We start from the raw sequence: 12,860 nt of genomic DNA on the forward strand, positions 1-12,860 counted from the left end.
ACACTCTTCCGGATTTGTTATCTGATCATGAGATTTCTCACATAATCAATCTCCTATGAATCAATATTTGGGTATTTAACATGAAATATTAACGAATCATATGATGTTCGAAATGACTTTCCAGATCGCAAATAAAGAGTGTGGGGGAGTTAATCGTCCTCGTTTGCTTCGAAGATGTGTGAGGTAGGCATTTTTAATGCCATAGTCAAAAATCTGCGTTACAAACGCAGTGCTCAAATAAACTAGCTTAGTTGAATGTTCCTTTTATTTAATAATGTTTCCTACACTGTAAAATATAGAGGGCTTCATTCTCATATCGATATACCAATCTATGTTCATGATTTATACGACGTGACCACCAGCCGGACAAATCCCCTTTTAATGGCTCCGGTTTACCAGTTCCTTCGTATGGAGTTCGCTGACATTCCCTTATCAGGGAATTCAATTTCTTTAAAAGATTCTTGTCTGTTTTTTGCCAATATAGATAATCTTCCCAGGCAGGAGACATAAAAATCAATTCCATTAGTCGATTAAATCTCTTTTAATCCCTTTTTGATTTTTAAACTCTTCTAATCCTTTATATATCCTTTCAGCATTTTTTGAGCTACTCAGCAGATATAGTGTTTCCTGCATGCTTTCGTAATCGGCTTTAGATATTACAACAACATCTTCTCCTTTTGATCGGGTTACAAAAAGAGGTGAATGACTTGAAAGAACTTTTTCAAGAAATGACTTTAGATTCTGTCTGAAATTAGAATATGTTGTGATTTCCATGATACAAAGATAATCAATCGATATTAATTGTACGAAATATTGTACAATAAGTTTGAATTTGAAATTAAATTTCACAATGATACAAATATGCTGTTCAGGATATGTATCCCTTAAATAGTCGAACAATAGAATGTCAAACAGTATTCTTTCTAGATCGCAAATAAAGAGTGTGTGGGAGTTAATCGTCCTCGTTTGTAAGGAGGATGTCTGAGGTTGGCATTTGTAATACCATAGTCAAAAACCTGCGTTACAAACGCAGTGCTCAGACAACCTCGTTACGCTGCGCTAAACAAGGTCGATTATTATAGCTCTCTTTTTACCCTCTTCCGGATTTGTAATCTGATCATGAGATTTCTCACATAACTATACTTCGATAAGTCTATATTTTAGGATTTATACATCAAGCATTTATGAAGTAAATGATATTCGAAATGAATTTCTAGATCGCAAATAAAAAGTGTGTGGGCGTTAATCGTCCTCGTTTGTAAGGAGGATGTCTGAGGTTGGCATTTGTAATACCATAGTCAAAAACCTGCGTTACAAACGCAGTGCTCAGACAACCTCGTTATGCTGCGCTAAACAAGGTCGATTGTTATAGCTCTCTTTTTACCCTCTTCCGGATTTGTAATCTGATCATGAGATTTCTCACATAATCAATCTCCTATGAATCAATATTTGGGTATTTAACATGAAATATTAACGAATCATATGATGTTCGAAATGACTTTCTACATAGAAGAAAATGAGTATGTATGAGATAATCGCCTTCAGTGCTTCATGATTTGCAATACAAAAATCCTGCTCATTGATATTTTTATAAAAGCTCAAAATAACAAAAATCCATTGACACAAAATTTTAATCGTCTTGTAGGGGTGTAGCATGCTACACCCCTACAAGACGATTAAAATATAATTCGAAAATATTTCAATCAAGCATCATTTACATTTTTTGCTGCCCGGATACCTGATCTCAAAGCGCCTTCCATGGTACTTCTTAGCACAGTTGTATGTTCACCAGCAAAGAATATCCTACCTTCCGGAGATTGTAGATTAGATAAATGTGCAGACATATCTCCCGGTCCGGCCCATGATGGACCTCCTAATGAAAACGGATCATAGGTCCAGTCCTTGACTGCTCCTCCTTCATAATAATCCATCAAGCCCGGCTGTACACTATTCAAAAGGTTTAGAGCATGACCAATCACTCCATCTTTTGCCATTTTGCCCACTTTTATCGATTCATCACCATCCATATAAGCTTCAAGAATACAGCGATCATCATAGGTAAAAGACTTATAGGTAGGATGAGTATACACAAATGCAGATTTGTCAGTATAAGCCATACCACCTACATCATCTTTTTTCCAATAGGCATTGGAAACCTGTGCATAGGCGCGGGTGATTTTCAGGTACGGATACTCTTCAATTGCCTTTTTCTTCCCTGAAGATAATCCCGGCTCAAATTTCACACCTCTCATTACCGTACACGGAAGCGTACATATAATGTATTTACCATTAAAGTTCATTTCATGTCCTGCACGGTTAGCTTTTACACTGACTCCATCAGCAGATGAGTTAATATGTGTAACCTGAACCCCATAATGGATGATATCATTCATCTTCTCAGCCATTTTTAATGGGAGACTATCATTTCCTCCTTCCAGCATAAAAGGAGCCCCTCCCATAAAAAGGCCAAAATCAGATTTAGCCACAGCCAGCATAGACGTTTTATCGGGTGCGGTAGCGTAATATTGTGTTGTTTTTAACAAATCAATTACTCCCTGACTCGCTCCCTGCTTTTTGAGGTATTGGGTCACAGACATTTTATCAAGGGCTAGAACTTCAGGGTTTGACCAGTTATCAGGATTAGATATATCGGTTGGGAGAGTATCAATAATATATTTTTTTACAAGCCCGAAAGGACCAAGCTGAGCTTCTTCATTCGTTAGACCAAACGGAAGTACATTAGAATTTGCACTGGCGACCATTCTTTTACCTGCCAGATAATAGGCAGTGCCTCCTGTTGGAAATTGAACAGGCTTTTTAATCAGTCCCAGTTCTCCGATAAGTTTATTTGCAGTGGAGTAAGCCTCGGAAAACATATAACCACCTGCTTCGGCTGTTAATCCATCAGCAAAAGGCTGCTTGAGTGTTTTCACTCTTCCTCCGGCCACTGACCGGGCTTCGAGAACTGTAACTTTGTGACCGGCCTGTTTGAGCTCCCATGCAGCAGCCAGTCCGGATAGTCCGGCACCAATAACAATGACCTCTTTTGGTGATAATGATTTACCAATAATTGATGGTTCAGATTCGAGATTCCAGGGAACAAGGGAAAAGGTAGTCAATGCCCCTACTCCTGAAGCGACTTTTGTCATAAATGCCCTTCTGGATTTATTATAATCATGGTGTGACATAACAGTATGTAGTTTTGGTAACTTATTAATATGGGATTCAGAAGGTATTAGAAAATACTAAAAAATAGCCACAAATTATAGGAATTAGGCAATTGTATTAGTTTGAAGTTATAGTTCATGCGCTTCCGGATATGAAATCTATAAATACGGATCTTAGATCCTATTTATGACTTTCAAAATGGTTATGAACATTATTGCATTGGTTTTGACTTTTCATTTATGATTATGGATGTAAACAAATCTTATTAGTCTGATCATGAGATTTCTCACATAACAAAACTTCGATGAGTCTATATTTTAGGTTATGAATATCAAATATTAATGAATTATTTGATATTCGAAATGACTTTCCCGATAGTAAATAAAGAGTGTGTTGGAGTTAATCGTCCTCGTTTGAAAGGAGGATGTGTGAGGTTAGTATTTGTAATGCCATAGTCAAAAATCTGCGTTGTAAACGCAGTACTCAAACAACCTCGTTACGTTGCGCTAAACAAGGTCGATTGTTATAGATCTCTTTTTATGCTCTTCCGGATTTGAAATCCGGGTGTTCTATCGATGGATTTTAAATCTTTAAATTTAAGTAATAGATCTTATGATAAGGGTTCTACACAATAAATATCAAATATCAAAAATTTTAATAACGTAGTAGGGGCGTAGCATGCTACGCCCCTACTACGTTATTAAAATAAAAAAAAAGCCCCCGGAAATAATCTGGAGGCTTCAATATTTTTAATTAATAGCACATCTTTCAATAAACCAGATTCCCTTTGCTATCCTTTTTCCTTGTTTTGAAAGTAAGCTTAGCCAAAGATGACATACTCCTTCTAAAATTAAATATTATCATCTCATTTGAAGAAATCTGTGAAGAAACAATCGGTACATTTATAACACCAATATCATTACAGTTAAATAACACTTCTCCTTTCATATTCCCTTTTGAGTCTATTTCTGTTAACGTTGCATTCCAACTTTTCCATCCAAAAAAACTAACATAAGGATCATCCTTGATCCTGTTAAGATTTTTTTCATGCTCATTATACAGTACATAGGTTCGGTCTTCAACTATAGCAACATTATAGGAAGAATAAAAAAGACCACTTTGAGATTTTTCTATTAGATTAGACCATAGAACTTTGCCCTGCGAATCCAGACTTATAGCCAAAATATCATCAAAATGATACGACGTTCTTGTAGTATATCCGCCATTTCCATTACTTGATGTATGTGTTCTTGTAAAAAACTTTTCTGCAAATAAAACTAGCCCACCATCTTCTTTTAAGATCACTTTGTCAATATCAAAATCCTCTAGTTCTTCATCTTTTCCTTTTTTATCCTTTTTTTCCAGAGCATCTTTCTTACGGTCGGTTGCTTCTTTTGAAAGTAGTTCAGTACTAAAATCTTCAAATGTTTCTATATCGGTCTTTTTAGTCTTTGAATTGATTCGCGAATAATAAACTCCTTTAATATTTCTTGACTCTTTATTTGAGTAAAAACCAGAACAAATAATATTCATCTGATTATCTACCATAATCTGCAAATCATTCAGAAAGTGATCACCAACTTCAATTTTGTAATTTTCAATTACTTTACCTCTTTGATAAAAACTTAATATTCTATAGTGGTAATTAGCTTTCCCATTCTTTTTTGTTTTAACACCTCCTAGCAGACCTTCTTCTTCGAACAAAACACCAAGAACATGGGCATTACCTTCATTATCCACAATTAAATCTTTCACATAAAACATCTTTTCAGTATATGGAAGCTCAATCTCTTCATGCCAAAGTTCATTCAAGTCTGTATCATAGACATGCATACCAAAAGCATCATTTTCGTTATTCTTTTGAGGCTTCTTATAGTAAACAAAAAGCTTTGAGCTATCTCTGGAAAGAGTGTAGTTAAAAAATCCAATCTTCCAGCTAAATTTCTTAGAATCGATTTCTGATAATTTTTTATATGATTTCTCCGGTAATAGAGTTTCTTTATCAATAGTCTGAGCGGCAAGCACCCTGTTATCCGTATCCGGGCTCCTATAACTCGATAATAATACTAATTTACCTCCAAACTGAAATAAATCTTCATAGTCAGATTTGTTTCCATCAATTTCCGGTTCAATTAATTCAGCCTTTTTAAACTGAAGATCTTTATTGTACTTTACCAATTCATCGCGTGAAGACACAAAAGATATAGTTCCATCAATCGAATAAAGTGGCCTGTTTGAATTAAGGATATAGATATTTTCCTCATCATCCCCCACTACATTACGCATGGTTAACCCTTTCTTAACCTTTTGGGAACTCCCCCACTGAATATCAGCAAAACTGGATTTAACCTGGGCATTAATGGCTAAAAAATTCAGCAATAATATTACTGTAAAAATTACTCCTCTCTTCATTATTTAATTCCTGTTAATTGTAATAGTTGTTTATTACTTAAAAAGTATAAAAAATGGATCTCTTGATCCTAAATAATTGTCAAAAGTAAAAAAATAATCATCCTGTTAATCCTAAAATCTGGAAAATTTAAATTCAGACAATCAAAAAAGCCTCCGAAAAAAATCCGAAGGCTTCAATAATAATTTCAAGAATTATATCGTTATCATGACCAGGATACAATCCCTGCTTTTCATCAAAAGTCTAAAGTTACGGTAGCATTCTATGCCCCCTATCATTAGCCATCAAAATCAAAAAACACCACTCTATTCGTCATCGTAAGTTTACTCTAAGCTATTTGCTAATAAGAATACAGAAGAATATTTTGTTTAAGTAAAGCAGGGAGAAGGAGTAAGACACTGATGCGTCATTAGTCTAAAAGACTCTTCGATATGCTTGTCCCCTTCTCTCTCTTACATTGATCTTGTACAGTTCAATAGGCATAAAGCCTGTTTATACGATTGATAAGACAAGTGTAAGAACCTGCTATTTTCCCTAACCAAATCTAATAAAAAAATGATCACAGGTATTGATTGTAGTAAAGACATTTTTGATGTTGTTATGTTAAATGATGACCAGGTTGTTTTTGAAGGATTATTTAGTAATGATTTAAAAGGATTTAAGTCGTTCCTAAAAAAGGTAAAAGATTCGCATTTAGTTGTTATGGAAGCCACAGGACCTTATTATCTTCCTTTAGCTTTATTCTTGTATGAAAATAAAGTAAATGTATCCATTATTAACCCATTAGTGATCAAACGATTTTCTCAAATGAGGATGATTAGGGCTAAAACTGACCGAAAAGATGCATTAGTAATTGCTCAATATGGTCAGGTTGAAAAGCCAAAGCTCTGGGAACCACCTTCAGCCTTGCACTTTAAAATTCAGCAGCTAAACTCTTATTCAGAGGGATTAATACGTAGAAGAGCAGTAGCTAATAGTCAACTTCATGCCTTTGAATGTAGTGGTCAAATCACTAATCAGCTAAGAAGGCAATTAAAAATAGAAATTCAAGATTATGACACTAGAATAAGGCAGGTAGAAAAAGAAGTTCAGAAGCTACTTGAAGATGCTTATGGGCAGGTATATCAAAACTTGCAAACAATTCCTGGTATTGGACCCAAAAGTGCAGCTTTACTATTAATTATGACCAATGGTTTTGAGTCATTTGAAAGTTATAAACAGGTGATATCATATTTTGGGTTAGCACCAAGAATATTTCAGTCTGGATCTAGTGTTTATGGGAAATCAAAAATATGTAAGATGGGGATGTCTAAAGTCAGAAAAACACTGTATATGGCAGCAAGATCAGCTATTAAATGCAATAAGGCTTGTAAGGAGCTATATGAACGATTGAGATCGAAAGGGAAAAGTCATCGATTAGCATTAATAGCAGCAGCAAACAAATTAATAAAACAGTCCTTTGCTATTGTAAAGAACAATATGAAATATAATCCGGCTTTTGTAAGTGTGCTAATTTCAAAATAAAATTTGGAGGGTTTACTTGCGTTTGTACACAGTTCATATTGAACGGTATGACTCTTGTTTACAGAGAGATATTTATAATAATAAGACCTCTAATGATTTATTTTCACATCTAAAAAATCAGTGAAATATCTGTCAGTTTAATGCAGTAAATTCTAATTAACTTTAATTAAAAAAGCCCCTGATCTAACAGAGGCTTTTGGTTTCTATTTATTTTCTCGTTATAATGCCCGGGATACAATCCAAGCTTTTCATTTAACGTTCGTAGTTACGCTATCGGTAAACTACTTACCATGGAGGTATTTCATTATAAAATATTTAAAAAAGAAGCATTTTATGTATTTGAGAATTACTATAACTTAATATTAACATAATTAATAATAAAAGAAAAAAAACAAAAGATAATTTATAATAATATTTCATCCTCCTTAATTTGGAAATAAGTATAATTAAAATAAAAAAACACACAACAAAATTAATTGAAAATGCTTTTTCATACTCAATTATATTTAATATTAAAGCTATTAAATCAAAAAAAATAGTTATTATAAGTGCTTTTTTCAATTAAACCTAAAATTTTGTTATTGTATGTACCAATGGCCCATTAGGAATATAAATCTTATGAGTCATACTATGAGTAGCTGCACCACCAGACACTTTAGTCTTAAAATCTGTAATAACCCAAAGTCCACTATTACTCTTTCCTGAGATTAATGAATTTAAATATTCTATATGAAGTTTATTATATTCATCTTTTAAATAACCATGCTTCATAGATTCAAGAGAAGCTAAAAAACCTACTATAAATAATGACCCAGGCATTGTTTTCTTTCCCTTATATTTCAAAATTTCATCGCTTAAATAAACTCCAGTACCAAATAATAAAGCTGCATTTGAATAAATCTCATTAAATTCACCATGAAGATTTACTAAACTTTCAAAATACTCCTTAGTCCCATCTATATCAAGCTGATATTTCTCTATACTCCTATATGGATCATTATTGTTATTCCCAATATCATCCCATTTTACCATAATATTGTTTTCTATTACAAAATCAAAATCTGTCTTAGTTGATTCCATTGTAAACTCCCCGTACGATGAAGATGACTCGGATGTTGTTCCATCTGAATTATATGTTATTAAATTTCCATTTTCTTCATTAATTCCTGTACCTGTTTTACCTAAGTATTCTCTTCCTCCTAGATCTACATCATTTTTTGAAGTCACATTTGCATCCCAAACAACATTACCTCTAGAATCTTTTACCCAATCATCTATATTTCCGGTAGGATCAATCCTATTTAAAGGATTATTTTGCACATAGTTATATGGATTATTATTCTCCCTTAATTCGGCTAAAGGATCCAATTGATTCCATCTACCTATTTCAGGATAATATGTCCTAGCCCCATAATCCATCCAATTTAGATCGAAGTCATCCTGGAGTTCTTTGCCATTGTAAAGGAACTTATTCTCTCTAAAACTCTTCCTGTTGTATTCATTAAAGGTTAAACCAAAGGGATAGTAATCTTCGCTCTGGATGATTTCTATTTTTTTGTTTACTTCTATTCGAACGTCATCAAAGTATACTCTCCACGATGTATTAGAACTTTCGTAACTGGTGTACACATAAAGATAACCAGTCTGATTAAATTCTAATGGCGCAAATGCCATATTCTTTTGGTTGGCATCAAGTCCGATAAATCCTCCTGAAACAAACTTAAAGTCTGTATCAAAGTATAAATAGTTCAAATATGCTCCCGGTCCTGTAGAATTACCCTGACCAATAAAAGCAGTAGCTCCGGCAGAATTAAATGCTTCTGTAATCTGCGAAGAAGATTCACCAATTCCTGTGGCTGCCGGATTATAAGCAGCAATCAATAGATCGATTAAAGTGGCCGGGTTAAGTCCATTATCTCCATTTGGCAAGTTTTCATGAAATCCTTGTGCCGAGATATTAACAACATCTCCCGGATCTACTGTAATTGCTATTGTACTACCTATCGGGTTTTGATAATTTAGCTTTAATGCTTCTCCAATTTGATCTACAGGTAATGGTTCTAACCCGTGATCAAGATATGTTTGTTGCGAAGTTGTGTTTCCCAGATTTGAAACTTCCCTGGCCCCAAGGTTACCAAACTGGCTTTCTTCCCGTTCTGCAACTCCACTTTCTGTTTCCATTGTTGCCAAATAGACATCCGTCTGATTAGTTTCACCATAAGTCGTTCTAACATTACCCAAATGATCTTTATGATGGTATTGGTATTTAAACTGTACCGATTCATCAGGTAATGTATCAGATACAATTCGTCCTTCAGCGTGGGCTAATTGTTGTAGCTTTCCATTTTCATAGATCATCCCGCCAATATAATCAGTTGTCTTTATGACCACATTATTTTCAAAAACTCGTTTTTGAAGTTTTATTCCTGCAGCATCATAGGTATAGACAATCTTTTTAGTCCCTGTTGCATCAAACCAAATTTGCACAGGTAGGTTTAGATGGTTATAGGTAATCTTGGTAATTCCTTTATTACGATCTACAGTCATGTTACCATTGGCATCATATACATAATCATTAGAGGTATTAGTTCCATCTTTAAATCCTTCTTCTGTACCACTATCTGAAACCTTGCTTAATTGGTTACCTTTTGCATATGTATAGGTCAAAAGATCCATCCCAACTCCTTTGCCATCCATTCTGTTCAATGAAAGAATATTACCATTAAGGTCGTATGTTATAGCATCAAGATTATAAGCCTTCGCTATTCCATCAATATCTGAATCAGCTTTTTTAATTCGATTCATTGCATCATAAGTGTAATCATATGACATCTCTGAACCTTTGGTTACAGAATTCCATTTCATTGCACTGATATTACCATTGAATTGCAATAACGTTGGATCAACACCCGTGCCAATTGATTCGTTATAGCCTAGGTTCATTCCAAAAAGATCAGATAGATCATTTGAATCATCAGGATTATTATCCTTGTTACCTAAGGTTGCATCATTTATGGAAGTTAACCATCCACGAATATTATATCTGAAGTCAACTGATTGAAGGTAAGTGCTTTCTCCTTGTCTTTTATGTAAATTCTTCTCAATTAATTCACCCAACGAATTATAATTATTCGATGCTAACTCTACCGGTGTCTCATCATTTACCTGATGAATAGTCGAAAGTAACCTACCTGCATGATCATAGTTGTATGATTCATTAATCGTAATTGTATTAGTTCCATTATTATGAATCATATTTGTTTTTAGTACCTGACCAATGAAATCATATTCAGTATTAATAATATCAGTTTCCCCAAGATGATTATCCATATGGGTTTGAATAACCCGATACTTATCATCATAATAATTAACAGTATAATACCACTGATTTGCATTATTAATAGAACGAGTTTTTGATGCAGTTATCTGACCTTTCACTCTATCATTATATGAAGAATTTAATTCATTATTCTGAAATGGATACTTTGCATATCCTTGAAAAGAATAATCATCATAATAGGTTACCATCAGGTATTTAGACCCAACACTTACTTGTGGGAAGGAAATATTAGTATACCCATGTATTGTAGTGCCTCTGGACTCATAATAATTTGAAGGGTTATTTTCATAGAATTCATCTACTATACCTTGTATTGCACTTTGACCAATAGCACTATTGTTATAAATCCCGGTTAATACAGGTCTGTTAAGTTGATCATATTTCGTAAATAACCATTCCTTTCTATTTCTTTGATTGGCGTCCTGAGTCAACACTAAACGATCACGATCATCATATACCATATAAACCCACCCTGAACCAGGCACTTTTTTCTCGGTCATTCGTTGGCGGCTGTCATACTTATATTGAAATGCCCAATCATTTAAAAAGGACTGAGTCAATGCTGCTCCATTATTAAGTTTTTTTACAGCTTGAGGTGGAATTACTACCCGAAGATTACCAAAGACGTCGTAAACATAATATGTCTCTGCCCATTCACCATTCACCCAGTTTGAAGATAAATTATCCACTGCCTGAACCCTTTGAAGTATTGTTTGCCCTAGTTTATTGGTGAATTCAATAACACGTTTGCCTTGTTCATCTAGTGTGACATTCTTAACTAGTTCTCCAGCTTGATATATAGCATTCTTAGTTGGTATTGTCACAACAGTTTCAATACTCCAATCAATGACAGCATCTGAACTCTCATTGATCAGGTATTCAAACTTTACAGAATGATCATTTGTATCGTATACACCAGTTAATGCATTCGGTTGAAATGCAGTTCCCGGAGCTCCTTGTTTAAATGGGCGATTTAACGGATTTGCTTCAAAAACCACCTCACTATAAGGAGCATTATCTGTCTTTACGCCATTGTTATAAACTCCATTTCTTGTTGAATAAAAGGTTGTTTGTTTTGATAAGGCGTCTGCTTTTACAACAGCATCATTACCTGAAACGAAAGGCAAATAATTCTTTGCTTGTCTGCCAAACTGATCATATTCAATAATAGTTACGATATCTTCTTCCTGAGGAGAAGCTTGTTGAGCAACTTGTTGAATAGGTCTTCCAAGGCCATCGAAATATAGAATTGTCCTAATAGTTCCCTTATTTGTTAAATAAGGAACATCCTCCTTCTCTAATACCCCATCAACCTTTATAAAATCGGTAACAATCATATTTTCATTATAACCAGACAGCTTATCCTCAAGTGTAAAAGAAACTTCCTTTATTGTATTTCCATATTCTACTATTACACTATAAATTCCTGGAACCTTTGTTAAATACGTTGAATTTGTACTAACAATATTTCCTGTTTCATCCTTCCAGGTATATTTATCATATAGATAGTTTAGCTTTAAAGTTTCTTCTTGCCCCATGTTTATCCCATTGTTTAAACATGAAATTACTGGTAGTGGAGCTAAATCAACCAAAATTTCAGCTTTAATACTTTCACAACCATTAAATGAAGAAACCTTATATTGAGTAGAAGAATTTAAATTCACATTTACTTTAGGAGAACTTGATTCTCCTATTTGAATACCATTGATATCATACCATTTATAATTATCAGCCATAGTTACGGAATTGGTTGATATTTCATACACTCCTTCACCAATAAACTTAAATTCATTATCATTTGGAGCTTGTGGTGCCAAGGTGGAAACGCCAATGTTACCAGCGTATTGTGAATTATTACTCCAGTCATATGGATAAACTTTTCTTCTCGCCCTTAAGTAAACCTTCTTAGTTGAAGATATTGTGTAACTTGATGTTTTATTTAAAGTAGAAGTTCCGGTAGAAGAAGTTTGCCAGTACCAGTCATAATCGTTACTTGAAGACAGGTATGATCTTTCTATAGTAGTAGAACCACAAGATTTACTTATAGTGAAATTAGCATTTGGAGTTGGAGGACCAGTAGATTCAATCGTTACATTCTTTACTCCATAGTAATTATTAAAAAAATCTTCAGCGTAATATTCTATTTTTCCAGAACCCAAAGATGTCCATCTCACCGTACATGAACTATTAGAACTCGAGGTTACCTGCCCTTTTGAAGCGATCCAAGAAAAATTATTATAATTTCCAAGTATATTGTAGGAAGTACTTTCATTCAATTTAACTGTACTCTTACCATCGATGAAAATAAATGTATTTCCACCACCTTCAATTGGCTCTTCTATTACTCGAGCTGAAATTTGCGCTTTTAAAGGTATAAATATAAAATAGATTAATATGAATAATATCTGTTGCTTCATT

Annotated in this window: 6 protein-coding genes; 1 reads left to right on the forward strand and 5 read right to left on the reverse strand. The window is 34.0% G+C overall.

Annotated features, from left to right (window positions below; translation table 11 throughout):
- Positions 1–268: 268 nt before the first annotated feature.
- The 4 genes from HH304_RS08955 to HH304_RS08970 form a co-directional block, all read right to left on the reverse strand.
- Positions 269–523 carry a Txe/YoeB family addiction module toxin gene (locus tag HH304_RS08955; protein WP_169680545.1) on the reverse strand — a complete coding sequence of 85 codons (255 nt, stop codon included), beginning with the start codon at positions 521–523 and terminating at the stop codon, positions 269–271.
- The gene (locus HH304_RS08960; RefSeq protein ID WP_169680548.1) at positions 523–774 is read right to left on the reverse strand and encodes a type II toxin-antitoxin system Phd/YefM family antitoxin; all 252 of its coding nucleotides are present in this window, start codon (positions 772–774) and stop codon (positions 523–525) included. The genes HH304_RS08955 and HH304_RS08960 overlap by 1 nt, the downstream gene beginning before the upstream one ends.
- Before the next feature lie 929 nt (positions 775–1,703).
- Positions 1,704–3,188: a flavin monoamine oxidase family protein gene (locus tag HH304_RS08965; RefSeq protein ID WP_169680550.1), complete on the reverse strand. Its 1,485-nt coding sequence runs from the start codon at positions 3,186–3,188 to the stop codon at positions 1,704–1,706.
- 748 nt (positions 3,189–3,936) lie between these two features.
- Positions 3,937–5,580, reverse strand: coding sequence for a hypothetical protein (locus tag HH304_RS08970; RefSeq protein WP_169680552.1), 1,644 nt, complete (start codon positions 5,578–5,580; stop codon positions 3,937–3,939).
- Between the two features lie 553 nt (positions 5,581–6,133).
- Here HH304_RS08970 and HH304_RS08975 point away from each other — a divergent pair.
- Positions 6,134–7,102 (forward strand): IS110 family RNA-guided transposase, encoded by a 969-nt coding sequence (locus tag HH304_RS08975; RefSeq protein ID WP_169680554.1) that lies wholly within the window; start codon positions 6,134–6,136, stop codon positions 7,100–7,102.
- Between the two features lie 567 nt (positions 7,103–7,669).
- On the opposite strand, the gene HH304_RS21240 is transcribed toward HH304_RS08975, so the two are convergent.
- Positions 7,670–12,859: a DUF6443 domain-containing protein gene (locus HH304_RS21240; protein ID WP_271711565.1), complete on the reverse strand. Its 5,190-nt coding sequence runs from the start codon at positions 12,857–12,859 to the stop codon at positions 7,670–7,672.
- Position 12,860 lies beyond the last annotated feature (1 nt).

The organism is Marinigracilibium pacificum, from assembly GCF_012926615.1.
Classification (GTDB): Bacteria; Bacteroidota; Bacteroidia; order Cytophagales; family Cyclobacteriaceae; genus Mangrovivirga; species Mangrovivirga pacifica.

Excerpts from the sequence above, each read along its gene's own strand:
- HH304_RS08970 (WP_169680552.1), bottom strand. The coding sequence starts at position 5,580 with ATGAAGAGAGGAGTAATTTTTACAGTAATATTATTGCTGAATTTTTTA.
- HH304_RS08975 (WP_169680554.1), top strand. The coding sequence starts at position 6,134 with ATGATCACAGGTATTGATTGTAGTAAAGACATTTTTGATGTTGTTATG.
- HH304_RS08960 (WP_169680548.1), bottom strand. The coding sequence starts at position 774 with ATGGAAATCACAACATATTCTAATTTCAGACAGAATCTAAAGTCATTT.
- HH304_RS08965 (WP_169680550.1), bottom strand. The coding sequence starts at position 3,188 with ATGTCACACCATGATTATAATAAATCCAGAAGGGCATTTATGACAAAA.
- HH304_RS21240 (WP_271711565.1), bottom strand. The coding sequence starts at position 12,859 with ATGAAGCAACAGATATTATTCATATTAATCTATTTTATATTTATACCT.
- HH304_RS08955 (WP_169680545.1), bottom strand. The coding sequence starts at position 523 with ATGGAATTGATTTTTATGTCTCCTGCCTGGGAAGATTATCTATATTGG.